This is a genomic window from Paraburkholderia pallida (assembly GCF_004524855.1).
Lineage (GTDB): Bacteria > Pseudomonadota > Gammaproteobacteria > Burkholderiales > Burkholderiaceae > Paraburkholderia > Paraburkholderia oxyphila.
Genome location: NZ_CP038149.1, coordinates 1,430,029 through 1,455,525 on the forward strand (window position 1 = coordinate 1,430,029; position 25,497 = coordinate 1,455,525).

20 protein-coding genes are annotated in these 25,497 nt (G+C 65.2%); 14 read left to right on the forward strand and 6 right to left on the reverse strand.

The genetic code is table 11. The features are described from left to right. Positions 1-50: 50 nt before the first annotated feature. The 3 genes from E1956_RS21560 to E1956_RS21570 form a co-directional block, all read right to left on the reverse strand. Entirely contained in the window at positions 51-1,217 is a 1,167-nt protein-coding gene (locus E1956_RS21560; RefSeq protein ID WP_028218835.1) for an ABC transporter substrate-binding protein, read from the reverse strand. A gap of 246 nt (positions 1,218-1,463) precedes the next feature. Continuing rightward, positions 1,464-3,044 (reverse strand): aldehyde dehydrogenase (NADP(+)), encoded by a 1,581-nt coding sequence (locus E1956_RS21565; RefSeq protein WP_134752747.1) that lies wholly within the window; start codon positions 3,042-3,044, stop codon positions 1,464-1,466. Positions 3,045-3,101: 57 nt separating this feature from the next. Further along, on the reverse strand, positions 3,102-4,049 hold the full coding sequence (locus tag E1956_RS21570) for a dihydrodipicolinate synthase family protein (protein ID WP_134752749.1): 948 nt from the start codon (positions 4,047-4,049) through the stop codon (positions 3,102-3,104). A 233-nt stretch (positions 4,050-4,282) separates the two neighbouring features. Here E1956_RS21570 and E1956_RS21575 point away from each other — a divergent pair, with 233 nt between their 5' ends. From E1956_RS21575 to E1956_RS21605, 7 genes are all read left to right on the forward strand, one after another. Further along, positions 4,283-4,840 carry a nucleotidyltransferase domain-containing protein gene (locus E1956_RS21575; RefSeq protein WP_134752751.1) on the forward strand — a complete coding sequence of 186 codons (558 nt, stop codon included), beginning with the start codon at positions 4,283-4,285 and terminating at the stop codon, positions 4,838-4,840. Further along, complete coding sequence (locus tag E1956_RS21580; RefSeq protein ID WP_134752753.1) at positions 4,840-5,277, forward strand: hypothetical protein; 438 nt, start codon at positions 4,840-4,842, stop codon at positions 5,275-5,277. Before E1956_RS21575 ends, E1956_RS21580 begins: the two co-directional genes overlap by 1 nt. A 356-nt stretch (positions 5,278-5,633) precedes the next feature. Beyond that, entirely contained in the window at positions 5,634-6,374 is a 741-nt protein-coding gene (locus tag E1956_RS21585) for a gluconate 2-dehydrogenase subunit 3 family protein (RefSeq protein ID WP_134752755.1), read from the forward strand. Beyond that, positions 6,374-8,149, forward strand: coding sequence for a GMC family oxidoreductase (locus E1956_RS21590; protein WP_134752757.1), 1,776 nt, complete (start codon positions 6,374-6,376; stop codon positions 8,147-8,149). Before E1956_RS21585 ends, E1956_RS21590 begins: the two co-directional genes overlap by 1 nt. Positions 8,150-8,157: 8 nt before the next feature. Further along, positions 8,158-9,606 (forward strand): cytochrome c, encoded by a 1,449-nt coding sequence (locus E1956_RS21595; protein WP_134752759.1) that lies wholly within the window; start codon positions 8,158-8,160, stop codon positions 9,604-9,606. Between the two features lie 150 nt (positions 9,607-9,756). After that, positions 9,757-10,950, forward strand: a complete 1,194-nt coding sequence (locus E1956_RS21600; protein ID WP_134754714.1) for a porin — start codon at positions 9,757-9,759, stop codon at positions 10,948-10,950. 344 nt (positions 10,951-11,294) lie between these two features. Next, positions 11,295-14,477, forward strand: a complete 3,183-nt coding sequence (locus E1956_RS21605) for an acetoacetate--CoA ligase (RefSeq protein ID WP_134754716.1) — start codon at positions 11,295-11,297, stop codon at positions 14,475-14,477. Between the two features lie 157 nt (positions 14,478-14,634). On the opposite strand, the gene E1956_RS21610 is transcribed toward E1956_RS21605, so the two are convergent. Then, on the reverse strand, positions 14,635-15,786 hold the full coding sequence (locus E1956_RS21610; RefSeq protein ID WP_167760087.1) for a TraB/GumN family protein: 1,152 nt from the start codon (positions 15,784-15,786) through the stop codon (positions 14,635-14,637). 117 nt (positions 15,787-15,903) lie between these two features. On the opposite strand from E1956_RS21610, the gene E1956_RS21615 reads away from it, so the two are divergent. Together E1956_RS21615 and E1956_RS21620 are read left to right on the forward strand one after the other, a co-directional pair. Then, a complete protein-coding gene (locus tag E1956_RS21615) occupies positions 15,904-16,815 on the forward strand; it encodes a LysR family transcriptional regulator (RefSeq protein ID WP_134752763.1) in 912 nt (303 codons plus the stop codon). A 197-nt stretch (positions 16,816-17,012) separates the two neighbouring features. Beyond that, complete coding sequence (locus E1956_RS21620) at positions 17,013-18,002, forward strand: zinc-dependent alcohol dehydrogenase family protein (RefSeq protein ID WP_134752765.1); 990 nt, start codon at positions 17,013-17,015, stop codon at positions 18,000-18,002. Positions 18,003-18,017: 15 nt separating this feature from the next. Here E1956_RS21620 and E1956_RS21625 read toward each other — a convergent pair whose 3' ends face one another. Continuing rightward, on the reverse strand, positions 18,018-19,127 hold the full coding sequence (locus E1956_RS21625; protein ID WP_134752767.1) for a 4-hydroxyphenylpyruvate dioxygenase family protein: 1,110 nt from the start codon (positions 19,125-19,127) through the stop codon (positions 18,018-18,020). 269 nt (positions 19,128-19,396) lie between these two features. On the opposite strand from E1956_RS21625, the gene shiA reads away from it, so the two are divergent. Further along, entirely contained in the window at positions 19,397-20,719 is a 1,323-nt protein-coding gene (gene shiA / locus E1956_RS21630; protein ID WP_134752769.1) for a shikimate transporter, read from the forward strand. A 66-nt stretch (positions 20,720-20,785) separates the two neighbouring features. Continuing rightward, on the forward strand, positions 20,786-21,556 hold the full coding sequence (locus E1956_RS21635) for an IclR family transcriptional regulator domain-containing protein (protein ID WP_134752771.1): 771 nt from the start codon (positions 20,786-20,788) through the stop codon (positions 21,554-21,556). 38 nt (positions 21,557-21,594) lie between these two features. On the opposite strand, the gene E1956_RS21640 is transcribed toward E1956_RS21635, so the two are convergent. Next, the gene (locus E1956_RS21640; protein ID WP_134752773.1) at positions 21,595-22,467 is read right to left on the reverse strand and encodes a LysR family transcriptional regulator; all 873 of its coding nucleotides are present in this window, start codon (positions 22,465-22,467) and stop codon (positions 21,595-21,597) included. A gap of 172 nt (positions 22,468-22,639) precedes the next feature. On the opposite strand from E1956_RS21640, the gene ampC reads away from it, so the two are divergent. From ampC to alr, 3 genes are all read left to right on the forward strand, one after another. Further along, positions 22,640-23,809 (forward strand): class C beta-lactamase, encoded by a 1,170-nt coding sequence (ampC, locus tag E1956_RS21645; RefSeq protein WP_197732846.1) that lies wholly within the window; start codon positions 22,640-22,642, stop codon positions 23,807-23,809. A 76-nt stretch (positions 23,810-23,885) separates the two neighbouring features. Next, positions 23,886-24,218: a DUF2322 family protein gene (locus tag E1956_RS21650; protein WP_134752775.1), complete on the forward strand. Its 333-nt coding sequence runs from the start codon at positions 23,886-23,888 to the stop codon at positions 24,216-24,218. 160 nt (positions 24,219-24,378) lie between these two features. Beyond that, complete coding sequence (gene alr, locus E1956_RS21655; RefSeq protein ID WP_134752777.1) at positions 24,379-25,491, forward strand: alanine racemase; 1,113 nt, start codon at positions 24,379-24,381, stop codon at positions 25,489-25,491. Positions 25,492-25,497 lie beyond the last annotated feature (6 nt).

Consider the following 25,497-nt stretch of genomic DNA (forward strand, 5'->3'; position numbering starts at 1 on the left):
GCGAGGTCACACGCAAAGGCGCCGCCCGGGCGTCGCTGACTCGTCACCCACTACTGCGACTTCTGCGCGCCGATTTCGCGGTCCCATTTCTGGAACGCCGCAACCATCGCCTGCGCCGAAAGCGGCTGGACGTGCGGATACTGCGTGAGCCACTTCGCGTATTCGGGGCGGCCATATTTGGCGATCACGTCCTGGCTCTGCTTCGGCGCCATCGAGAGCGTCACGCCCTTCACGGCCGGGCCCGGATAGAAATAGCCGTCGTCATAGGTCATGGCCTGTTGCTGCGGCTCGAGCATGAAGTTCATCAGCTTGAGCAGCACGGCGAGCTTGTCCTTCGAGACGCCCTTCGGGATGACCATATAGTGGGCATCGTTCACCCAGGTCATGTTGTCGAACGCTTGAACCTTGAACTCGGCCGGCACGATGCCGAGCGCGCGCGGGTTGATGTCCCAGCCCGTCACGGTCACCGTCATGTCGCGCGAGCCCTCGCCCAGTTCCTTCATGACCGCCGAGGTGCCGCCCGGGTAGTACGGCACGCACGCATTGAGCTCTTTCAGGAACGCCCAGGTCTTGTCCCAGCCGTTGATGGGGTCTTGCGGATTCTTGTCGCCGAGCAGGTACGGCAGGCCCATCAGGAACGTGCGGCCCGGGCCCGAGTTGGCCGGTCGCGCATAGATCAGCTTGCCGGGGTTCGCCTTGCACCAGGCGAGCAGCTCCTGCGGCGTATGCGGCGGCTTGGCCACCTTCGCGGGGTTGTACTCGATCAGCGGACCGGCCGGCATATACGACACTTCGAGGCCGTAGCCCTGCGCGAGGTCCTGCATCTTGCGCGGGCCCGGCGCGTACTTGTCGAGCACGCCCGGCAACGCCGCCGATTGATCCGGCAGCAGCTTCATCCAGAGGTTCTGCTCGATGCCGGCAGCGAGCGCGTCGGTGCCGGTGAGGACGAGATCGATATCGGCGCGGCCTGCGGCCTGCATCGCCTTGATCTTGCCAGGCAGCTGCGGCGCCGGCGCGTTGGTGTAGGTGATGTTGGAGACGAGATTCGGGTTCTGCGCCTTGAAGGCTTCGAAGGCCTTCTGCGTGAGCTGCAGGTTGCCGGCCACGTCGACTATGTTCAGGGAAACCGGATCGGCCTTCGCCACGCCCGCGCCGAACACGGCCGCGGCCGCCACACATACGGCCAGCACCCTGGCCTTCAAGCGTCCATCGAACATCGCGTCTGTCTCCTCACATCTGTTTATGGAATTTGTTCTGCGCGGCCGTTCTAGTTCTGCTGCGGGTCTTCGCTGGTTCTGGCCATTGAGCCGCGGTCAAAGGATGCCGAACCACACATCAAGTTGTCAAGCAACGTCAGGGACTTTGTGAGCCCTTTGTCGGACGTTTGTTGGGAGGCCTGCCGCAAAGGCGCCCGCAGCCCCGCTGCGAGCGTCTTTGCGCCGTTTCACCGCGCGTATGGCCGCTTACTTGCGCACCAGCTCGCCGTCGCGCAGACGCCACAGCCCCAGCGGGTTGTCGTCCTGGACGGCAGACGGCAGCAGTTCCGCCGGCAGATCCTGATAGCAGACCGGGCGCAGGAAACGCTCGATCGCCATCGCGCCCACCGAGGTCGTGCGCGCGTCCGAGGTGGCCGGGAACGGGCCGCCGTGGACCATCGCGTACGAGACTTCGACGCCCGTGGGGAAGCCGTTCGCGAGAATGCGGCCCGCCTTGCGCTCCAGCACCGGCAACAGGCGCGCGGCCATCGCGTAGTCGTCGCGGTCGATCTGCAGCGTGGCCGTGAGCTGGCCTTCGAGGTGCTCCGCCACGCGCGCGAGCTCGGCTTCGTCGCGGCACGTCAACACGAGCGAGGCCGGCCCGAAGATCTCGTCCGACAACGCGTGCTGCGCGAGGAACGCCGTGGCGCTCGTCTTGAAGAGCAGCGGCTGCGCGGCGCACTGGGCGTCGCTCGACGTGCCAGCGGCCAGTTGCTCGACGCCCTCGGTTGTCTTGCGCGCCGCCACCGCATCGTCATAAGCCTTGGCGATGCCCGCCGTCAGCATGGTCTGCGCCGGCTTCTGGCCAAGCGCAGCGCTCACGGCCGTCACGAAGCGGTCGAGCCCGGGACCGTCGATGGCGAGCACCAGACCCGGGTTCGTGCAGAACTGGCCTACGCCCAGCGTGAGCGAGTCGACGAAGCCCTGCGCGATCGACTCGCCGCGCGCGGCGAGCGCCGCCGGCAGCACGAACATCGGGTTGATGCTGCTCATTTCGGCGTAGACGGGGATGGGTTCCGCGCGCTGCGCCGCGATGTGCGCGAGCGCGAGGCCGCCGCGACGCGAGCCCGTGAAGCCCACCGCCTTGATGGCCGGATGCGCGACGAGTGCCTCCCCCGTCTCGTTGCCGCCGCCGAAGATCAGTGAGAACACGCCTTCGGGCAAGCCGACGTCGGCGACCGCCTGCTGGATCGCGCGCCCCACCAGCTCCGAGGTGCCCGGATGCGCGAGGTGCGCCTTTACGACGACGGGGCAGCCCGCGGCAAGCGCCGAAGCCGTGTCGCCGCCCGCCACCGAGAACGCCAGCGGGAAGTTGCTCGCGCCGAACACGGCCACGGGGCCCACGCCGATGCGCTGCGCGCGCAGGTCCGAACGCGGCAGCGGCTTGCGCTCGGGCAGCGCCGAGTCGAGCACGGCCCCGCACCAGCGGCCGTCGCGCACCAGCGACGCGAACAGGCGCAACTGGCCAACCGTGCGGCCGCGCTCGCCTTCGAGACGCGCCTTGGGCAGCGCCGACTCCAGATGCGCGCGCTCGATCAGTTCATCGCCGATGCCGAGAATGCGCTCGGCGATGGCCTCCAGCAGTTGCGCGCGCTGTTCGTGCGGCGCGGCGCGGAACGCGTCGAAAGCCTGCGCCGCGAGTTCGCAGGCACGCGCGACATCGGCTTGATCGCCTAGACCGAACGGCGGTTCGATGTCCTTGCCGAGCGCGGGCGCGAACGCGCGCATCTCGCCCGCCTGGCCGCGCACCGCCTGCGCGCCCAGCAGCATTGCTCCAGTGATTTGCATGTTCGCTCCGCTCATATGCAATTTTCGCGTGCTACTTCGTGGCTCGAGCAAGCACGCTTACGCGTGCGCCGCCTGCGCCGAACCCGTCAGCGACTGCTCGAACGCCAGCAGCGCCTGCGCAGCCGCGCCGATGGCGGGCAGCGCCTCGGCCGGCGACTGCGAGAGCAGCGGCAGGATCGGCCCCATGTCGGCGATGCCCGAAAGCGTGACGGCGTCATGCAGCACGCGGATCAGCGAAATGTCGTCGCGCAGCGTCTCGAGCGGCATGAATGCATCGTAGAGCCGTTGCGCTTCTTCCGCGCGGCCTTCCTTGGCAGCCCTGAGCAGCGCCATCACGGCGTGCGAGGCGATGCAGCCCGAGCCGGTGGTCCATGCGGCCAGGCCGAAGTCGCGCACGTGCACGAGCGCCGGACGCTCGCCCATGCCCGAGACCACCTGCGAGGCGCGCACACTCTGCAGCAGGCGGCGCAGATACGGATCGTTCGACGGGTCCTCGCGCACGATGGCGTACTTCACCGCAATCAGCGTGCCGCGATCGATCAGGCGCGCGAGCGTGTCCACGTCGACATAGTTCTCGCTCTTGATATAGAGCGTGAGCGGAATGCCGGCCGCATCGGCGATGCGCGTGAGGCCCGCCTCCACGCCCTCGGGCGTGGTGAAGCCGGCGAGCGGCAGCACCATGGCCGTCTGGTACTTCGTCTGCCCGAGGATGCGCGCCTGGTCGAGCATCTTGCCGTAGTCCGGGCCGATGGCCGGGATCACGCGCGTTTCGGGCGCGCTCACCTCGTCCAGCATGTCGAGCAGCTCGCGGAACTCGCTCACGGCGACGTGATAGAGGTTCGCGTTGCCGCCGTACAGCAGCGTGCGCAGGCCGCCCGCTTCCATGTGGCGGACGAGCTTGCGGTTGGCTTCGACGTCGAGCGAGAAGTCGGGGCGGCGTGCCAGAGGGGGCACCGCCATCACGGTCGAGGCGAATTCGCTCTCGACGATCGGGGACACGTTCATGAGGCCTCGTGCTGGGATAGAGGGTTGTCGATACCCGGCACAGTAGCATCCGTTACGCTTAGTTGTCAAACAACTTGGGTTATTTGTTAGGGTTTGTTTGGAGGGGTGGGTATCTCCGACGTGCGGGGTTGGGCCTGCCAATATCCTCAAAATAGGGATGAACATCCCTGTATTGAGGATTCATCCATTAGTCCTTAAAATGAGGACAATCATCCCTATTTTGAGGATTTACTGTGAGCCTTGCCGACTTCCTCTTCACCCCTGGTTTGCAACGCGTACTGGGTGCCACGCTGCTGCAACCCGACCACAGTTTTACGCTTCAGGAATTGTTGCGGTTGGCGAGCAGTGGACGCGGAAGTGCTCAAAAGCAGATAGACCGTCTGGTCGAAGCCGGGGTACTTCGTGAAGACGCCCGACGAGGCCGACAACGAAGCATTCGCGCGAATACTGAATTCGTTCTTTATCCCGAATTAGTGAGTATCGCGCGCAAGTCATTTGCCGTCGTCGAGCCGCTGAAAGAGGCTCTCGAACCTTTTGCCGGCCAGATCCGTTCAGCGTTCGTGTTTGGCTCCGTGGCCAAGGGCACCGACGGTGGGCGCAGTGACATTGACTTGATTGTCATCGGGAGTGCCCCTCTCCTCGAACTATCTGAAGCTCTGCACAAGGCAGAGCAAGGTCTGCTGCGCCCCGTCAGCTTCTCGTTGTACGAGCCGACCGAATGGGCTGCTCTAATACAGTCTGACCCCGTCGTGGCCCAGATTGCTCTGGGGCCAACCTTAAAGGTACTGTGATGCCGCGCCCTGCTGAATACGAAAACCTTATCAAGACGAAAGCCTTCGATGTCGTTGCTCCAACACCCGCGGCTATCGCAGGCTTCCTGCGCAACGCAGCGGACTATAAGGCCACTGCCGAGGCACTAGAACCCGAGCGGCACCTGCAGGTATTTACCTTGGCTTATGAAGGCTACTTTCAGGTGGTCCAAGCTGTTCTGGAGTTCTACGAGGTACGCACCAAAGAAGCAGGCCGTAACCTGGCCATCCAGCGCGTGTCGACCTCGCTGGGCGTGAGCTCTCAAGAATTCGCCTTTATCACGAAAGCGCATGAGCGCCGCAACGGCACTTCTTACATCTCACCGTTCCCCCCGGTGTCGAAGGCTGAGGCCGCCCTCATGCTCAGTATTGTGACCAAGTACCTGCCTGTTGCACATGTGCTGACCGGTACGCCATGAAGCCCGATTTTGGCGAACGATTTTCCTGATGAGAACAAGCGGACGGTGGCCTCACATTGAAAATCCCTAGCAGGACAAGAAGGGAACTCGTGCTTCAATCGAGCCTCGCTAGCGCTCCTTAACAGTGCGGCCAGGCCACGCACCACCACCCAGGCAAGCCAAGTCGGCATTACCACAACCCACTGCCTCGCCCTATCCCCTGCCGAATGCAATGGATTATTGTAAAATTGCGCTTAAAACATGGAACCGGTTCCATTTACCATAGGGGCCGAATGCGACCTAGGCTAGATGGGAGCCAGTCCCCGCAAACGGCCGCGGCCGAGTCAAACCGCGCCGAATTGATATAGAAACCAACAATGTCCGACACTCCTCTCACGTCACGCCGGGGCTTTCTGCGCACGGCGGCGGTGCTCGTACCCGCAGGGGCGCTGGCAGGCTGCGAGCGCGGTTCGCAGCCCTCGTCCGGCACCGCGCAGCAAGGCGGCCAGCCTGAATCAGCCTCCGCGCCCCAGGCGCAGGCGGCCTACAAGCCCCGCTTCTTCGACGCCCGCGAATGGGCCTTCCTGCACGCGGCCGTCGACCGTCTGATCCCGGCCGACTCCGAAGGCCCCGGCGCGCTCGAAGCGGGCGTGCCCGAGTTCATCGACCGCCAGATGGACACGCCCTACGCGCACGGCGCGCTCTGGTACATGCAGGGGCCGTTCCAGCAGGGCGTGCCCGAGCTCGGCTACCAGTTGAAGCTGGTGCCTCGCGATATCTACCGGCTCGGCATTGCTGCGGTGAACGCCTACTGCACCAAGGCCTACGGCAAGCCTTTCGACGCGCTCGACGCCAGCACGCGCGACGCCGTGCTCGGCGCGCTCGAAGCCGGCAAGGTCGAGCTCGACGGCGTGCCGGCCTCGGCATTCTTCGGTCAGCTGCTGCAGAACACGCGCGAAGGCTACTTCTGCGATCCCATCCACGGCGGCAACAAGAACCTGGCCGCGTGGAAGATGATCGGCTTTCCCGGCGCGCGCGCCGATTTCATGGACTTCGTGAACCAGAACGGCAAGGCCTACCCGTACGGTCCGGTTTCGATCAGCGGGGAGCGCGCGTAATGGCAGTCAAGAAACCTCATGTCGATGCCGTGGTCGTCGGCTTCGGCTGGACCGGCGCGATCCTCTCGAAGGAGCTGACCGAAGCGGGCCTGAGCGTCGTGGCGCTCGAGCGCGGCGAGTATCGCGACACCTATCCGGACGGCGCGTACCCCAACACCATCGACGAGCTCACGTACAACATCCGCAAGAAGCTCTTTCTCGATCTCTCGAAGACCACCGTGTCGATCCGCCATGGCGTGAACGACACGGCGCTGCCCTACCGCCAGCTCGCGGCGTTCCTGCCCGGCGAAGGCGTGGGCGGCGCGGGCCTGCACTGGTCGGGCGTGCACTTTCGCATCACGCCGGAAGAACTGCGCCTGAAGAGCCACTACGAAGAGCGCTACGGCAAGAAGTTCATTCCCGAGGGCATGACGATCCAGGACTACGGCGTGAGCTACGACGAGTTGGAGCCGCACTTCGACTTCGCGGAAAAGGTGTTCGGCACCTCGGGCCAGGCCTACAAGGTGAACGGCAACGTGGTGGGCGACGGCAACGTGTTCGAAGCCCCGCGCAGCGACAACTTTCCGTTGCCAGCGCAACTGAATACGTATTCGGCGCAGCGCTTCTTCGATGCGGCACAGTCGATCGGGCTGCATCCGTACCGCCTGCCTTCGGCCAATACTTCGGGACCCTACACGAATCCGTATGGCGTGCAGATGGGGCCGTGCAACTTTTGCGGCTACTGCAGCGGCTACGCGTGCTACATGTACTCGAAGGCCTCGCCGAACCTGAACATCCTGCCCGCGCTCAAGCAGGAAAAGCACTTCGAGCTGCGCGCGAAGTGTCACGTGCTGCGCGTCGAGCTCGACGACACGAAAAAGCGCGCCACCGGCGTCACCTATGTCGATCCGTCGGGTCAGGAGGTGTTCCAGCCCGCCGATCTCGTGATCGTCTCGGCGTTCCAGTATCACAACGTCCATCTGATGCTGCTCTCGGGCATTGGCAAGCCGTACGACCCGGTCTCGGGCGAGGGCGTGGTGGGCCGCAACTTCGCGTACCAGAATCTCTCGACCATCACGGCGTTCTTCGACACCGACACGTGGACGAATCCGTTCGTGGGCGCGGGCGGCAACGGCGTGGCCGTGGACGACTTCAACGCCGACAACTTCGACCACGGGCCGCTTGGCTTCGTGGGCGGCTCGCCGCTGTGGGTGAACCAGGCGGGCGTGAAGCCGATCAGCGGCATCGCCACGCCGCCGGGCACGCCCAACTGGGGCAGCGCGTGGAAGAAGGCCGTGAAGGACCACTACGCGCACACCATTTCGATGGACGCGCACGGCAGCAACATGTCGTATCGCGACGTCTACCTCGACCTCGACCCGACCTACCGCGATTCGTACGGCCAGCCGCTCTTGCGCATGACCTTCGACTGGAAGGACAACGACATCAAGATGGCGCAGTACGTGACGGGCCAGATGAAGAAGATTGCCGAGGCGATGGGCCCGAAGGCGCTCAACGTCTACACGCGCGAGTTCGGCGAGCACTTCGATTCGCGCCGTTATCAGACGACCCACCTCGTGGGCGGCGCGATCATGGGCACGGACCCGAAGACGAGCGCGATCAACCGCTATCTGCAGAGCTGGGACGTGCACAACGTGTTCGTGATGGGCGCCTCCGCTTTCCCGCAGGGCATCGGCTACAACCCGACGGGGCTCGTTGCCGCCCTCGCTTACTGGTCCGCGAAGGCCATTCGCAATCAGTATCTGAAGAACCCCGGCCCCCTGGTGAGCGTGTGACAAATCTCATGAAGAAGAAGAACGTTGTCCCCACGCCCATCGAACGGAAAAGCGCATGTAGTGGCGCACGCGGCGTTCTGCGGCGCTTCAGGAACGCTCCGAAGGCGGCCGCCGCACTGGCCGCCTGCGCTGCGCTCGCGGCGGCCTTTGTGCCGCTCGCGGCCCGCGCAGCCAGCGCGGTCAACAGCGTCAGCAACAGCGCAAACGCAACGCTCGTCGCGCACGGCGAATATCTCGCGCGCGCCGGCGACTGCATCGCCTGCCATACCACGCAGGGCGGCAAGCCCTTCGCGGGCGGGCTGAAGTTCGACACGCCCATCGGCGCGATCTACTCGACCAACATCACACCCGACGCGAACTCCGGCATCGGCAAGTGGAGCTACGACGATTTCGCGAAAGCGGTGCGCGAGGGCGTGCGCCCGAACGGCGAGACGCTCTACCCCGCGATGCCCTACCCATCGTACGCGCGCCTTTCCGATGACGACATGAAGGCGCTCTACGCGTACTTCAGGCAAGGCGTCGCGCCCGTCGCGCAACAGAACCGCGCGGTGGACATTCCCTGGCCGCTCTCGATGCGCTGGCCGCTCGGCATCTGGCGCACGTTGTTCGCGCCCAAGGTGCAGGCGTTCGACGGAGCGCCCTCTGGCGGGGCGCACTACAACGACGCGATCGTCGCGCGCGGCGCGTATCTCGTGCAGGGCCTCGGCCATTGCGGCGCGTGCCACACGCCGCGCGCGCGCACGATGCAGGAGCTTGCGCTGACCGATCTCGAAGGCGACGACTTCCTCGCGGGCGGCGGCGCGATCGACGGCTGGGTGCCATCGAGCCTGCGCGGCAACCCGCGCACCGGCATCGGCGCGTGGAGCGAGGAGGAGATCGTCCAGTTCCTCAAGTCGGGCCGCAATCTCCATACGGCGGCTTTCGGCGGCATGACCGACGTGGTCCAGCACAGCACGCAGTACATGACCGATGCGGACCTGCTCGCAATGGCGCGCTATCTGAAGACGCTGCCGCCGGACGACCCGAAGGAAACGCCCTATGCCTACGATCCCACCGCCGCCAGCAAGCTGCAAAGCGGCGATGCGAGCGCGCGCGGCGCGGCGGTCTATGTGAACAACTGCATGGCCTGCCACCGCAGCGACGGCCGCGGCTACACGCGCGTGTTCCCGGCCCTTGGCGGCAACCCGGTCGCGCAGGGCAAGGACGCCACTTCGCTGATCCACGTGCTGCTCACGGGGGCCGCGCTCGATGGCACGAAGAGCGCGCCCTCGACGTTCACCATGCCGCCGTTCGGCTGGCGCCTCACAGACCAGCAAGTCGCCGACGTGGCCACCTTCGTGCGCACGAGCTGGGGCAACACCGGCGCGCCGGTCAGCGCCGACGACGTTGCCAAGGTGCGCAAGACCGTGACCCTCACCACGCCCGAACTGCCGCCGGGCGCGTCGCTCAAGCGCTGATGCCGTAGCGCACGCACGCTTCAACCCGCGTTTTTCCCAAGCGCCTGCCGCTGGCCGCCTCGTTCGCGAGGCGTGCCGGCGCGCGCGCATAACAAGAGACCGCTCAAAGCGGCGGTCCATCACAAGCACGACTCATCGAGACAACACATGATGAAAAAACACCTGATCTCTGCACCGGTTCTGCTCTCTCTCGCGGGCGCAGCGGCGGCGCAGGGCTCCGTCACGCTCTATGGCATCGTCGACGCGGGCATCACTTACCGCAGCAACGAGCGCACTGGCAGCGTCGGCGCCTATCAAGGCCATTCCAATGTGGCCGTGACGAGCGGCAACCTCTCGGGCAGCCGCTGGGGGCTCAAGGGCAAGGAAGACCTCGGCAACGGGCTCTCGGCGATCTTCCTGCTCGAAGACGGCTTCGACGTCACCAACGGCACCTCGGGCCAGGGCGGCCGCCTGTTCGGCCGCCAGGCGTTCGCGGGCCTCGCCGACCAGCAGTACGGCTCGCTCACGATGGGCCGCCAGTACACCTCGCTCGACGACTTCGTCGGGCCAGTCGCGCCGGTCAGCGCGATCGGCGGCTTCGGCGCGCATCCGGGCGACATCGACGATCTCGACCAGACCACGCGCGTGAACAACTCGATCAAGTATACGAGCGCGAACTACGCGGGCTTCACGTTCGGGGCGCTGTACGGCTTCGGCGGCCAGCCGGGCAGCCTCAAGGACCAGAACACGTGGAGCGTGGGCGCGGGCTATGCGAATGGGCCGTTGCATCTGGGCGTGGGTTATGAGCACTCGGATAACAGCAAGAGCGGGCCCAACGACCCGACCTATGGCAAGTGGCAAGGCACTTACGACGGCACCTTCAATTCGTCGATCAATGAAGGTTATGCGAGCGCGCAGTCGCAGCAGATCGTGGCTGCGGGGGCGACCTGGGACTTCGGCGCGGCGCTGGTGGGCGTGAATTACAGCAACGTGCAGTATAAGGCTGGCGCGGACTCGCTTTATTCGGGCACCGCGACGTTTAATATCGCGGGTGTCTTTGGCACGTGGAATGTGCGGCCCAGGACGCATCTGTTTGCAGGATATAACTACACGCGTGGCAGCCATGTCGATGGGCTGGATAGTGAAGCGCAGTATCACAATGTTTCGGTGGGCGCGCAGTATGATCTCTCGAAGCGCTCGACGGTGTATTTGCTTGCGGGGTATCAGCACGCTTCGGGGATGACGCTCGATGCGCTCGGGAATCCGGTGGCAGCTACGGCATCGTTTGCTGATAAGGGCAATGGGCACTCGGCGGCGGCGCAGTCGCAGGCGATTGTGAGCGTGGGATTGCGAGAGCGGTTTTAAGCGGTTGCTTTAGGAGCGATTTGCTTTAGGGTCGATTTGTTTCAGGTTTTGGGGCGTTGGCCTTAACTTGTTTTCGCGGCGGGCCGCGAAAACAAGTTAAGGCCACCCTCACAAAGACCCACACCAAAACTGAGGAATCGCAATTCAAAAAACGCACACCAGGCGTTCCGGGCACCGGTGGAGCATGCGCTCCATGAGTTTGCTATCCCACAGACAACAACTGGCATCGCGCTAACTTATGCAGTGCTTGCTCATGCGTGCCCGGACATTCATGCTCCGGCCCACATGAAATCACACTGCAAGGCTCTAGAAAGCCTGCGAACCATTGTCTACCGGGGGGTGACATGAGGAATCTGGATTTCGACATCAATGCCGGGCATCGATCGATCGACCTGGAGCCGATCTACCGTCCATCGCCAGAGCGCGTTGCGGCCTCACAAATGACCGCGTTTGCCGCCGCTCTACAGACGCACAGCGGCGTTCCGCTGCCCGACTACCCAACGCTCCATGCACTCTCGGTCACGCAGTACCGGACATTCTGGCGCTTCTTCATCGACTGGTGCGAGGGTCTCGACCTCGCTGGAAATCCAGAACCCGTATGCATCGGCAACGAGTGCGAGTCGGCCACATTCTTCCCGAACCTCGAGCTGAATTACGCCGACAACCTGCTGCGCGAAATCCCGGCGTCCGTCAACGCGTACGCATTGACCGCCTGTCACGCGGACGGGCGCGAGGTCCGCATGACGCGCACTGAATTGCGCGCGCGCGTGGCGCAGGTCGCCCTCGCCCTGGAACGACAGGGCTTGCGCGCAGGCGATCGCGTGGCCGCCGTCTTGCGCAACGACGAGAACGCCGTCATTGCCGCGCTCGCGGTCGCGGCGCTGGGCGCGACCCTCTCGACCGCCGCCCCGGATATGGGCGTCGATGCCCTGCTCGACCGCTTCGGGCAGCTGTCGCCCACGCTGCTGATCGCGCACACGGCGCCCTTGCCATTCGATCGGGGCACGCCCGTCCCGGCAAAGGTGGCTGAGCTCGCTTCAAGCCTGGACTCGCTGAAGGCCATCGTGAGCCTCGACGACGGGCAGTTGTCCAGCGACGTGAAGCAGCCCTTACTGTCGTTGCGCGAGCTCGTCGCGTCCGCCGATGCGGCGGATTTCGTCTGGCGGCGCTTCCCGTTCAATCACCAGCTTTTCATCATGTTTTCGTCGGGAACCACCGGCAAGCCGAAGTGCATTGTGCACGGCGCCGGTGGGACGCTGATCGAGCATCTGAAAGAGCATCGCCTGCATAGCGACTTTCGCGACGGCGACAAGCTCTACTTCCATACGTCCTGCTCGTGGATGATGTGGAACTGGCAGTTGTCCGCCCTCGCGTCGGGCGTGGAAATCGTCACGTACGACGGTCCGATCGCTAATGTCGATACGTTATGGCGCCTGGTTGCCGATCAAAAGGTGACGGTCTTCGGCACCAGCCCCGCTTACCTGAAAATGTGCAGCGAAGCGAAGCTCGTACCGGGCCAGCAATTCGATCTGCGAGCGCTGCGTGCGTTGATGTCGACCGGTGCGACGCTGTTCGACGCTCAGTACGAATGGGTCCGGCAAAACGTCAAGCCGCTGTCCGTGCAATCCATTTCCGGCGGCACGGATATCCTCGGCTGCTTCGTGCTGGGCAATCCGAATCTGCCGGTCTATTCCGGAGAGGCTCAATGCACATCACTGGCATTGGATGTTTGCGCATGGCACGACAGCGCACCGACTGATCTCGTCGGCGAACTGGTCTGCCGCAATCCCTTTCCGTCGCGCCCGTTGGGATTTTTCAACGACCCGGACGGCTCGCGTTTTCATGCGGCCTATTTCGCTGCGAACCACGGCGTATGGACCCACGGCGATCGCATCGAATTTTCCTCACAAGGCGGCGCACGTCTGCACGGCCGTTCAGATGGCGTGCTCAACGTTCGTGGCATCAAGGTCGGTCCCGGCGACATCTATCGGATCATCAGCGATATTCCGGGTATTCACGAGGCAATGGTCGTCGAGCAACGCATGCCTGTCGTCAACGGATCGCACGATGCGAGTTCAGCTGCTGATTGCGGCCCCTCGGCGCGGGCGGCCGAGCAGCGTGTCGTACTGCTGCTGGTGCTTGAACGCGAACTGACATTGACGGGATCGCTCAAGGCACGCATTCGCCAGGACCTGGCGCGTCGCGGGTCGCTTGCTCATGTGCCGGATGTCATCGTGCAAGTCGACGAATTGCCTGTTACGCACAGCGGCAAGCTCTCGGAGGCCGCGGTGCGCAGCGCCTTGAATGATCTGCCGGTCGGCAACACGGCCGCTTTGCGCAACCCGGCGTGCCTGGAAAGCATTCGCCATCATCCGGCGCTCTCCAGCAAACGCGCCCACGAACCGGCAGGCGAGTCCACCGAGGACCTCGAGCGCTATTTGCAGGTGCTTTGGGAAAGACTGTTTGACCTCAGCCCAATCGACCCGGACGCCAACTTCTTTGAACTCGGCGGCGATTCACTGCTTGGCGCTGGACTTGTCGCGGAAATCGAGGCGGGGACAGGCCGTACGATCTCTCTTGCGACACTCCTTGCCGCCCCGACCATTCGCCGCCTCGCCGACTGGCTGCGTAACGACACGGCAACGGACGCTTCGCAGGCCATCGTGCAGATACGGCCAGGAACGGGCCATCCCGTCTTCGTGGTGCATTCCATCACCGGCACGGTCATGGAAAGCTCGAGGCTGATCGGCCGCCTGCAATGCGCCCGGCCGTTCTACGGATTGCATGCCCAGGGGCTGGGCGGAGAGCTGCCCCCGCAATCCAGCGTAGAAGAGATGGCGGCCTCTTACATTGCGCAGATCCGCAGCATTCAGGCCGAAGGGCCCTACTCGATCATCGGCTATTCGTTCGGCGGCATGGTTGCCTTCGAAGTCGCCCAGCAGCTGAGCCGCGCAGGCGAGGCCATCGAGCTGTTGTGCCTGCTCGACACCTACGTGAACGAGCGGTATCTGCCGTTGCAACATTGGCTGCAATTCCATTGCCAGTACGTGGTCAGGCAGTGGCACGCGCTGCGCAGCATGTCGCGTATCGAAGGGATGCGCCATATCTCCCGAAAGCTTTCGGCTGTCATGGACCGGATCCGGATGCGTTTTGGCCACCTCGCACGCCGCCCAGCCGCGGACACCGTGGGCCTCCCCCCTTTGTTGGTGCGCGTGCGCGAGTCGATGCGCGTTGCGATGATGAACTATCAGCCGAGAGCCTATAGCGCGGGGCCGATTCACTTTCTTCGGGCAGACAGTCTGCAGCACGGGCGCGCAGACCCGCTGCCCGTCTGGATGCGAGTCGCGAGTAAAGGTGTTGTGGTCTCCGAAGTGTCCGGCAGCCACTCAGGTATCCTGCAGGAGCCGAATGTGCGCGCAGTCGCCTGGGTGCTCGATCGTGCGCTGAGCGGCACGGTCCAATTGCAAACGCTGCAAACGCAATGCGCCGAGCCGGTGTGCGCAACGTACCAGCCCGTCGACGGATGAGCCTGCATCAATTGTCAGCGGCGCCGGGCTTCGGCGCCGCTGACAAAACCGCTTTATAGCATCCCAACGGATGATGGCACTCGCCGGAGGATGCGCCTGACGCTCCTCCGGCATTCGAGCGGCAAGCGCCGTCGCGCGCCCTGTGCCGCGCACATCGTCAACGCGCTGCAACTTCGTGCTGCTCCGTCGGCAGGACCGGCACGAGAGGCTGCGCAGGCGGCGTGATCGTATAGCCCGCCTCGTGCAAGCGCTGCAACAGCGACTGCGGGCCAAAGAAGTGCCCCGCGCCCACCGCCACGAGGATCGGCCCCTTCCCGTAGAAATAGCCGTCCTTCGCCATGGTCGCCGAAAAAATCTCGGTGCCGCGCACGAACAGATACTGACTGAAGTCGTAGTGGGCCGCGCTCTCGCCGGGAAAGCGCATCATGGCAAGCCGCTCGAGCGTTGCCACATCGCCGGCGGCCCACGCCGTCTGCAAGGCCTCGTAGGAGACCTCACCCGGTGATTGGCCATGCAGCCCGGCACATACGCCTTGCAGGAAGGCCTCCTGATCGTCCGAGGGCATGTCGTCGAAGAGCCGCATGGCCTGCTCCATCGTTTCCAGATAGATCAGCGGAATCATCCCGCGCCGCGCGATCGTCTCCAAACGTTCGTCGATGCCGCGAAACACGAGCGGCGCGCTCGACTTCACGAAATGCAGCCGCGTCGCCCCGGCCTTGCGCTGCCAGTGCCATTGATGCAGGCGCACGGCCTCCACGGAGAATCCCGCGAGCCACGGCTTGGTCTGGAAGAACACATGGATATCGGCGCCGCTCTCGCGTGCGCAGCGCGCCAGCGATTCGGCCGTCATCGAATGCATGTGGTTCGAGAGATTGTCGCTCGCGGGATAAAAGCCGATGCGCCTGATCGTTTGCGCGTCTTCGGGCGTGGGCTGCGTATGCGCCTCGAGCACGATCGCCTGCACGCGCTGCGCCAGCGCCGCCAATGCAGCGTCCACGCGCGGGTCGTCGCTCGCGAGCCCGTGGAGGGTCGGCAGCAGCAGCAAGGTGGGATGTCCCGGCGCGCTCGCCGTCCAGACCGGAGGACGGTCGTCAGGTGCGCTGGCCTGAATGTGCGACTGAGCATGCGCCGCACGATCGGTGGCAACCGGCGCCGTTTCATGCGCAGGCGCATTCGTCGCGCCGCTCGCGCTCGCCATCGCTGTCGCCGCCAGCAGGCCTGCGGCAGCGCACGTGAGCACGATGTGCCCAAGCCTCTCGTTACGCATCGCGCGGCGCAACGTCTCCGAGATGCTCTCAGCGCTTATCATTGTTCGACCCTGCATCAGAGGAAGCCCCGCTCGCAGCATAAGCGGCGTGTCGCCGCCCATCGGTGCGCGAGCGCACATGCAAAGCGGCGCAATCGATCGACCCGCCGAGGAGCGCCTATGGATCGTCTGCAAACCATGCAGATCTACGTGAACATCGTCGAGCGCGGCAGCTTCACGCAAGCCGCCGAGGCGCTTCAGCTGCATCGCCCCGCCGTCACCAAGGCCGTGCAGCAGCTCGAACAGGAGCTCGGCATCCGCCTGCTCAATCGCAGCACGCGGCGCGTGAGCGCCACCGCCGAGGGTGAGGCGTTCTATCGGCGCTGCGTCCAGTTGCTCGCCAACGTGAACGACACGTTCGCCTCGTTCGCTCAGTTCTCGGAGCCGCGCGCGCAGCCGAAGGGCCGCCTGCGCCTGAACCTGGCCACGGCGTTCGCCAAGTCCGTGATCATCCCCGCGCTGCCCGAGTTCCAGCAGCGCTATCCGCAGATCGAGCTCGTCGTTGGCGCGAGCGACCAGCCCGTCGACTTGATCAGCGAAGGTATCGACTGCGTCGTGCGCATTGGCGAGCTCAAGGACTCCAGCATGGTCGCCCGCAAGATCGGCATGGTGCCGATGGTGACCTGCGGATCGCCCGCGTATCTCGCGCGCCATGGCGTGCCGCGCACGCTCGACGACCTGCGCGCGCACAAGGCCGTGAACTTCCTCACCGGCCGCAATCGGCGCGTCATCGACTGGGGTTTCCGCGCCGCCGGCGAGATCGTGACGCTCAAGCTCGACAGCAGCGTGCTCACCGACAATTCCGAGGCCCTGCTCGCGTGCGCGCTCGCGGGCTTCGGCCTCGTGCACGCGCTGCGCCCGGCGCTGCAGCCGCATATCGACGCGGGCCAGCTCGTGGAGGTGCTGCCCGGCGTCGCCGGCGCGCCCAAGCCGATCTCCGTCATGTACCCGAATCGCGACCATCTGCCGGGCAAGGTGCGCGCGTTCGTCGACTGGATCTCGGAGTTCGTGGGACGGCGTTATCCGGCCTGAATCCGCTCGCGTTGCAACTTTCCGCAACAAAGTCCGTTCATTGTTATTGATCGAATAACAATGAGTAATCGCGCCGAGCGTTTATTCGCGGCGCGCGGCGGCCTACAGTAGTGCTCGTTCAAAGCCATTTATTTGATCGGTCGGCGCTGCGGCGGATCTGCATCGCTCGCGCCGATCGACTTCACAAGGAGTCCGATATGTCCAGAGTCGTTCGTTTTCATCGCATCGGCGGCCCCGAAGTCCTGCAGATCGACGATATCGAAGTGCCGGTGCCCAAAGCCGGCGAAGTGCAGATCCGCGTCAAGGCCATCGGCCTGAATCGCGCCGAGGTGATGTACCGCAGCGGCGCATACACGTATGCGCCGCGGTTTCCGGCCATCGTCGGCTATGAGGGCTCGGGTGTGGTCGAGGCCGTGGGCAGCGGTGTGAGCGGCTTCGCGGTGGGCGATGCGGTGAGCGTCGTGCCCGCCTTCTCGTTCCTCGACTACGGCATGTATGGCGAGCGGGTGAACGCCCCTGCGCATGCCGTGGTGAAGAACCCTGCCGGCCTGTCGTTCGAGCAGGCGGCCGCCACGTGGATGATGTACACGACCGCATGGGGCGCGCTGATCGAGCTGGGTGGACTGAAACAAGGCGAGGCGGTGCTGGTGGGCGCGGCGTCGAGCAGTGTGGGGCTCGCCGCGATCCAGATCGCCAACAGCGTGGGTGCCCTGCCGATCGCGCTCACGCGCAGCGAGAAGAAGCGCGAGGCCCTGTTGCAGGCGGGCGCGAAACACGTGATCGCGGGCGGCGGTCCGGAGCTGACGAAGCAGGTGCTCGAGGCAACCGGCGGCAAGGGCGCGCGCATTGCGTTCGACCCGGTGGGCGGCCCCGAAGCGGCGCATCAGTTGCGCGCGCTCGCGCAGCAAGGAATCTTCTTCCAGTACGGCGCGCTCGACACGCGCGACTTGAGCGTGCCCGTGATGGATCTGCTCGCCCGCCACCTCACCGTGCGCGGCTACGAGCTCTTCGAAATCACGAAGGATGCCGCGCGCCTCGAACGCGCCAAGCGCTTCATTACCGAGGGCCTCGCCTCGGGTGCGCTGAAGCCCGCGATCGATCGCACGTTCCCGTTCGAGCGCATCGCCGACGCGCATCGCCACATGGAAGCGGGCGACCAGGTCGGCAAGATCGTGGTCACGGTCTGATTGGCGCGCGCTGCTTCAGCCCTTCACGGCGCGCGCCTTCGCGAGCACGTCGAGATTGCCCTCGCCGAAGCCATGGTGGCCGCTGCGCTGCACCACTTCGAAGAAGATCTCGCCGGGGCGGCGCTTCACGAAGGTCTGGAAAAACAGGCGCGGCACGCCATCCGCGCCAATCTCGCCGTCGATCAGCACATGGCGCTGGCGCAGCGCGTCCAGGTCGACGCCATGGCCCGGCAGGCGCGCGTCGACCGAATCGTAATAGGCGGCGGGCGGCTCGACAAATTCCACGCCATTGGCCTTCAACGCGTCGATGCACGGCACGATGTCGTCGGTCGCGAGCGCGATGTGCTGCACGCCCTCGCCCGGGTGATCGGGCAGATAGTCGTGCATGAGCTCGGTGCGGTGCGTGCCCTCCTCGTAGACGGGAATGCGGATCTCGCCATCGGGCGACACCATCACGCGCGATTCCTGCGCCACGTGCCAGTTCGCATTGATCTCGTGGATCTCGCGGAAATGCAGCAGGTCGCGATAGAAGTCGAGCCATTCGCCGATGCGCCCCGCGCCCACCGTCTGCGTGAGGTGATCGACGCGCTCGAGGCCGGTGCCGGCGTGCTCTAGATCAGCCTGCGCCGTGGCGACGTCGATGGGCCGAAAGTCGATATCGAAGATCGAGATGTCGCCCACGCCGCCGCGCTGGCCGCCCCGCCCGCGCCAGCGGTCGACGAAATAAATGTGCGAATCGCCGATGCCCTGAATGGCCGGAATCCTGAGCTCGCCGGTGCCCACGCGCTCGCCTTCGAAGGCCCACGCGCCCAACCGCAGCGCGTGCTCGAAGGCGCGCCGCGCATTCTCCACCCGCACGCCGATCGCGCAAATGCCCATGCCGTATTCCTCGGCGTAGCGCGCGGCGAACGAGTCGGGCTCGGCATTGACGAGGAAATTCATCTGGCCCTGACGATAGAGCGTGACGTTCTTGCTCACATGGCGCGCGATGGCCTTGAAACCCATTTGAGCGAGCTGCGCCTCGAGCGCCGCGGGCTCGGGCGCTGCGAATTCGACGAACTCGAGACCGGCCATGCCGAGCGGATTGGCTGGATCCGGCGCGGCGGAACGGGAGTTGGACGACATGCGGAAAGCTCCTGAGACGGACGGAGAAGGCTGCGAGCCAATTTTAACCAAATCGTACATAACGCCCAAGGCGGAGGTCTGGCAACGCCCCTCGCCGGCCTTGGTGCTAACCCGCAAAACGTTCGATAATCGCACCATTGTGGGCGATTATCGCGCAGCGCGTGCGCCCAGCGCATTGCCCCGGCGCGCACACGGTCCTATGCTCCGTTTCACCGTCGCGGCACACCAGGCAAGCGGCTTTGCATGAGACCAGCGCAAGGAGACACCTCATGACCCCCACCCTCGACACCACGCGCGCGGCCGAACCGGCCAGCGCCAGCCGCTCGCGCAGCCAGGCGAGGAAGGCCGCGCTCGGCAGCTTCGTTGGCGCCGTCGTCGACTGGTACGACTTTCTGCTCTATGGCATTGTCGCCGCCCTCGTCTTCAACGCGGAATTTTTCCCGAACATCAGCCGCAACATGGGCACGCTCGCGGCCTTCGCCACCTTCGGCGTGGGCTTCCTGTTCCGGCCGCTCGGCGGCGTGGTGTTCGGCCACTACGGCGACCGCCTCGGGCGCAAGCGCATGCTCGTGCTCACCGTCATGATGATGGGTCTCTCCACCGTTGCGATCGGCTTCCTGCCCACCTTCGCCTCGATCGGCTGGTGGGCGCCCGTGCTGCTCGTGCTGTTCCGCGCGACCCAGGGCTTCGCCGTGGGCGGCGAATGGGGCGGCGCGGCGCTGATGGCCGTGGAAAGCGCGCCGGCCGGCAAGAAAGCGTTCTACAGCAGCGGCGTGCAAGTGGGCTACGGCGTGGGCCTCGTGCTGGCGACAGGCATCGTTGCGCTCCTGAGCCACCTGCTCGGCGAGGCGGCGTTCCGCTCGTGGGGCTGGCGCCTGCCCTTCGTCTTCAGCGTGGTGCTCGTGCTCGTGGGCCTGTGGGTGCGCTCGAACATGGACGAGTCGCGCGAGTTCGTGGAGAAGGTCGAGCACGGCCATCGCAAGCTCAAGATGCCGGTGCTCGAAGCGCTCACGCGTCATCCGAAAGCGTTTCTCTATATCGTCGCGCTGCGTCTGGCCGAGCTCTTCACGATGTACATCGTCACCGCCTTCGCGCTCAGCTATTCGACCGCCAACCTCGGCCTCTCGCGCGATCTGTTTCTCGGCATCGGCCTCTTTGTCGGCGCGCTCTCCTGCGTGACGATCCCCTGCTTCGCATGGCTCGCCGACCGTCTCGGCCTGCGCCGCATCTATCTGATCGGCGCGCTGATCGGCCTCGCAAGCGCGGTGCCGTTCTTCCTCGCACTCGAAGCGCGCTCGACCGTGTGGATCGTGGTCTTCTCGGTGGCGCTCGCCAATATTGCGCACGATATGGTGGTGAGCGTGCAGCAGCCGCTCTTCACCGAGCTGTTCGGCGCCGAGTACCGCTACAGCGGCGCGGGCGTGGGCTATCAGTTCGCGAGCGTCGTGGGCGGGGGCTTTACGCCGTTCATCGCCGTGGCGCTGGTGGGCGTCGGTGCCGGCTCGTGGCATCTGGTGGCCGCGTATCTCGCCATCGGCTGCCTGATCTCGTTGATCGTGGCCGCGCGCATGAAGCCTGCACAGGCGCAGTAAGCGCCCGATCGTTCAACGGTTTGCAATCGAGGCCGGGCGCATGCCCGGCTTTGGCGTTATCGACTGATGAAAACCACAACACTCGCCAAACGCGACTGGATCGCCGGACTCGAAAAAGGCCTCGCGATTCTCGAGGCCTTCGACAATCAGCACGCGCGCATGACCGCGACCCAGGCGGCCGAACGCACCGGGCTCTCGCGCACCGCCGCGCGGCGCTATTTGCTGACGCTCGAATCGCTCGGCTATGTGTACACCGATGGGCGCCTCTTTGGGCTGACCCCGCGCGTGCTGCGCGTGGGCTGGTCGTATTTCGATTCGGCGCGCCTGCCGCGTAGCGTGCAGCCGTATCTGCAGCAATTGAGCGCGACGCTCAACGAGTCAGCCTATGTGAGCGTGCTCGACGGCTGGGACCTCGTGGTGATTGCGCGCAATGGCGTCTCGCGCGTGATGACCACGGGTTTCGTGCTGGGCGCGCGCGTGCCCGCGCCGCTGATCTCGCCCGGCGTGGTGCTGCTTGCGTATCAGGAGGATCAGCAAGCGGTTTCGGCGTGGCTCGATACGGTCCAGCTCGCACCATTCACGCCACATACGATCACGAGCGCCACGCGACTGCGCGAGAAGATCGTGCGAGCGCGCGCGGATGGCTATGCGCTCATCGAGCAGCAGTTGCAGGTGGGCGTGCGTGGGGTGGCGGTGCCGATGCGCAATCGCAGCGGCGAGGTGGTGGCCGCGCTCAGCACCAATATGTCGATGGGCAACGAAGAGGCCGAGGCGGCGGTCAAGCGCGTGCTCCCGCATTTGCAAGAGACGGCGCTGGCGATGTTGAATGTGTTGTGAGGCAGTGTGGAAAACGTGCCTTTAAATCGCGCAATCCCTCATCCTGCCACCCCCGCCTCCCCCACGATCCACTCATGAAATAACCGCATGGCCGGCGACATCGCTCGCGACTGCAGCCATGTGAGCCAATAACTGCCGGTAGGCACCTCGACATCGAACGGACGCGCAAGCAGCCCCGCCTGCAACTCGCGCGCGAACATGCGCGCGGGCGCGAGCGCCACGCCCGCACCCTGCATGGCGGCCTCGGCCATCAGCCGCGACGAATCGAAGATCGGCCCGCTCACCGTCCACGGTTCGAGCCCGGCCGCATCGAACCAGCGCAGCCATTCGTCGGTGCGATAGGAGCGCAACAAGGTCTCCTTCGCCAGATCGCCAGGCACGGCGAGCCGCCGCGCGATCTCGGGCGTGCACAGCACGGCCAGCGGCGCATCGAGCAGCCGCGTGTTTTCGGTGGCGGGCCACTTGCCGTCGCCGAAGCGGATCGCGAAATCGAGTCCTTCGCCCGCGAGGTCGACGAGATTGTTGTTCGTGAGCAGGCGCAGCTCCACGAACGGATGCGCCTCGCGAAACGACTTGAGCCGCGGCATCAGCCAGCCGATCGCGAAGGTGCCCACCACGCCCACCGTCAAGACCTCACGCAGGCGGCCGCCTTCGAACTGCTTGAGCACGGTCTCGATGCGGCCAAACGCGTCGCTGAGGACCGGCAGCAGCGCACGCGCTTCGTCGGTCATGCCGAGCCCGCGCGGCAGGCGCCGGAACAGCGGCACGCCAAGCCATTCTTCGAGCATGCGCACCTGCTGGCTGACTGCGGCCTGCGTGACCTTCAATTCGAGGCCCGCGCGCGTGAAGCTCAGATGACGCGCCGACGCCTCGAAGGCTCGGAGCGCGTGCAGGGGTAAATGGGGGCGCATGAAAGACCTATAAGTTTCGCTTTTGTCAGAGCCAAATTATCGTCGCTTGTCGTGGGCCCGGCAACGCACCACAATCCTCGGCGCACGGCACGCTTTTGCTTATGCATGCCCCGCCAGTTCGGCACTTTTGGCGCACCTGCGCCCTCCACGAAACGCATCCGGAAATCCGACCATGTCCAACGACGTGAAAATCAAGATAAAACTCCTTCTGATGGCTCTGGCGTGTGCCGCCACCGCCGCGAGCGCGGCGCAACCCAGCGTGAAAGAAACCGTGGATGCCGCCATCGCCCCGCTGCAGGCGAAATACGGCATCCCGGGCGTGGCGGTGGGGATTACCGTGGACGGCAAGCACGCCTTCTACAACTACGGCGTGGCGTCGAAGGCCACCGGCGCGAAGGTCGACAACCGGACGCTGTTCGAAGTCGGCTCGTTCACCAAGACGCTAACGGCCACGCTCGCCTGCTATGCGCAGACGAGCGGCAAGCTCTCGTTTTCCGCGCCCGCGAGCCAGTACGTGAGCGCGCTGCGCGGCAGCCAGTTCGACCACGTGAGCGTGCTCAATCTCGGCACGCATACGTCCGGCCTGCCGCTGTTCGTGCCGGACAACCTCACGAACGACGCGCAATTGATGGCCTGGTTCCGCAACTGGCAGCCATCGAGCCCGATCGGCACGCAGCGCGTGTATTCGAATCTCGGCATCGGCTTGCTTGGGCGCGCCGCCGCGCAAAGCCTCGGCGAGCCGTTCCGCGATGCCGTGCAGAAGCAGCTCTTGCCCGCCTTCGGCATGACGCACTCGTGGCTCGATGTGCCCGCGTCCAGCATGCCGGACTACGCCCAGGGCTATGACAAGCACGACACGCCCACGCGCATGCAGCGCGGCGAACTGGCCGACGAGGCCTACGGCCTGCGCACGACCTCGGGCGATATCGTGCGCTATCTCGACGCCAACATGGGTGTCGCGCCGCTCGACGCGCCGTGGCAACGCGCCGTCGCCTGCGCGCACACCGGCTATTACACGGCGGGCGTCTTCACGCAGGACCTGGTCTGGGAGCAATATCCGTGGCCGGCCGCGCTGCAAACGCTCCAAAGCGGCAACAGCCCCGACGCCATCCTCAAGGGCATGCCGGCGCAGGCGCTCACGCCGCCGCTGCCGCCGCAGACCGAGGCGCTCCTGAACAAGACCGGCTCGACCAACGGCTTTTCGACTTACGCGGCGTTCATCCCGGCGCAGCGCATCGGCGTCGTGATTCTCGCCAACAAGGCGTATCCGACCGAGGCGCGCGTGAGCGCGGCCTACGCGATCCTCGATGCGCTCAACCGAAGTCATGGCCCCGGGCAATGAGGTCAAAGCGATCGGCTGACTCCATCGGCTAAGATACGGGCCCCACGCATTTCATCGAACCAACGGAGTGTTTTCAGTGATCCAGCCAGGTAACGCATTCAAGGACAATCTCGCGCAACTGCCCGCCATCGACGGCATCGAGCGCATCGATCTCGTGAACGGCCAGGGCGCGGTGGTGGCGACCATCGAGAACAAGCCGGGCAAGCAAGGCTCGCTCGCGGTCTATCACTATCTGAAGCAGGCCTTCGGCACGCTCGACGCCAAGGCGGCCGGGCACGGCCTCGCCGTGTTCGCCGAGCACACCGTCGACGCGCGCAACCGCCCCGGCGCGCACCCGAACGTCGACCGCCTGCTCGAGATCGCGGCGGGCGGCGAGGCGCTGCGCATCGACGTGATCGCCGCAGCCTGACCGGCGCACCCGGCGCGCCGGGTGCGCGAGGGCTAGCGGCGCCCTGACAGTGGATAAACCCAAATTCCCAGAAAAATACATTAAAAATAACTGGGCGAAAATCAATACGATTGCAAAAACCACTAGTCAGCGTCACTAACCCTCGCCAGCAGGATTGCTCATGCCGCGCCCGATTTCCGTCCGCATCCATCCCGAAGCCGTCCGCCACAATCTGCAAACCGCGCAGCAAAGCGCCTCGGGCGCGCGCGTCTGGGCCGTCGTCAAGGCCAATGCCTATGGTCACGGCATCGAGCGCATCTACCCGGCGCTGGCCGGCGCGGACGGCATCGCGCTGCTCGATCTCGACGAGGCCGTGCGCGTGCGCCAACTCGGCTGGACCAAGCCCATCCTGCTGCTCGAAGGCGTCTTCGATTCCACCGACGTCGCCACCGCCGTCGCGCATCGGCTGACCGTGTCCGTGCATGACGACGAACAGCTCGCGCTGCTCGCGGCAGCGCGCACGCAACAGCCAATCGATATCAATCTGAAGATGAACTCGGGCATGAACCGCCTCGGCTATCGGCCCGACGTGTTTCGCGCCGCCTGGGAGCGCGCCCGCGCGACGCCCACGATCGGCACGATCGGCCTCATGACGCACTTCGCGAACGCCGACGACGGCGCCATCGACTGGCAGCTCGACCGCTTCGACGCCGCCACCCAGGGCATTCCCGGCGAACGCTCGCTGTCGAACTCGGCGGCGGTGCTCTGGCATCCGAACGCGCATCGCGACTGGGTGCGTCCCGGCACGATTCTCTACGGCGCGTCGCCCACGGGCGCGGCGCGGCATATCGAAGGCATCGGGCTGCGCGCGGCGATGACGCTCGCGAGCCGGATCATCGGCGTGCAGACGCTGGCGCCGCAGGAAACGGTCGGCTATGGGCGCACTTACGAGGCCGAGCGGCCCATGCGCATTGGGGTGGTGGCGTGCGGCTATGCGGATGGCTACCCGCGTCACGCGCCGACGGGCACGCCCATCGTCGTCGATGGCATCCGCACGCGCGTGGTCGGACGCGTCTCGATGGACATGCTGACCGTCGATCTCACGCCCTGCCCGGATGCGGGCATCGGCTCGAAGGTGGAGCTCTGGGGCGAGAACGTGAAGGTCGATGAGGTCGCGGAGGCGGCCGGCACGATTGGCTATGAGCTGATGTGCGCCGTTGCGCGGCGCGTGCCGGTAGACATCGACACGCTCAAGGCTGCGCAGCATGAGGCCGCGGAGAGCGCAACGGTCTGAGCACCC

Bases quoted from the DNA above. Each gene is read 5' to 3' on its own strand.
- E1956_RS21590 (WP_134752757.1), top strand. From the start codon at position 6,374: ATGGCAGTCAAGAAACCTCATGTCGATGCCGTGGTCGTCGGCTTCGGC.
- E1956_RS21640 (WP_134752773.1), bottom strand. From the start codon at position 22,467: ATGCGCCCCCATTTACCCCTGCACGCGCTCCGAGCCTTCGAGGCGTCG.
- ampC (WP_197732846.1), top strand. From the start codon at position 22,640: ATGTCCAACGACGTGAAAATCAAGATAAAACTCCTTCTGATGGCTCTG.
- shiA (WP_134752769.1), top strand. From the start codon at position 19,397: ATGACCCCCACCCTCGACACCACGCGCGCGGCCGAACCGGCCAGCGCC.
- E1956_RS21605 (WP_134754716.1), top strand. From the start codon at position 11,295: ATGAGGAATCTGGATTTCGACATCAATGCCGGGCATCGATCGATCGAC.
- E1956_RS21635 (WP_134752771.1), top strand. From the start codon at position 20,786: ATGAAAACCACAACACTCGCCAAACGCGACTGGATCGCCGGACTCGAA.
- E1956_RS21580 (WP_134752753.1), top strand. From the start codon at position 4,840: ATGCCGCGCCCTGCTGAATACGAAAACCTTATCAAGACGAAAGCCTTC.
- E1956_RS21570 (WP_134752749.1), bottom strand. From the start codon at position 4,049: ATGAACGTGTCCCCGATCGTCGAGAGCGAATTCGCCTCGACCGTGATG.
- E1956_RS21625 (WP_134752767.1), bottom strand. From the start codon at position 19,127: ATGTCGTCCAACTCCCGTTCCGCCGCGCCGGATCCAGCCAATCCGCTC.
- E1956_RS21565 (WP_134752747.1), bottom strand. From the start codon at position 3,044: ATGCAAATCACTGGAGCAATGCTGCTGGGCGCGCAGGCGGTGCGCGGC.
- E1956_RS21595 (WP_134752759.1), top strand. From the start codon at position 8,158: ATGAAGAAGAAGAACGTTGTCCCCACGCCCATCGAACGGAAAAGCGCA.
- E1956_RS21560 (WP_028218835.1), bottom strand. From the start codon at position 1,217: ATGTTCGATGGACGCTTGAAGGCCAGGGTGCTGGCCGTATGTGTGGCG.
- E1956_RS21615 (WP_134752763.1), top strand. From the start codon at position 15,904: ATGGATCGTCTGCAAACCATGCAGATCTACGTGAACATCGTCGAGCGC.
- E1956_RS21600 (WP_134754714.1), top strand. From the start codon at position 9,757: ATGAAAAAACACCTGATCTCTGCACCGGTTCTGCTCTCTCTCGCGGGC.
- E1956_RS21620 (WP_134752765.1), top strand. From the start codon at position 17,013: ATGTCCAGAGTCGTTCGTTTTCATCGCATCGGCGGCCCCGAAGTCCTG.
- E1956_RS21585 (WP_134752755.1), top strand. From the start codon at position 5,634: ATGTCCGACACTCCTCTCACGTCACGCCGGGGCTTTCTGCGCACGGCG.
- E1956_RS21610 (WP_167760087.1), bottom strand. From the start codon at position 15,786: ATGATAAGCGCTGAGAGCATCTCGGAGACGTTGCGCCGCGCGATGCGT.
- alr (WP_134752777.1), top strand. From the start codon at position 24,379: ATGCCGCGCCCGATTTCCGTCCGCATCCATCCCGAAGCCGTCCGCCAC.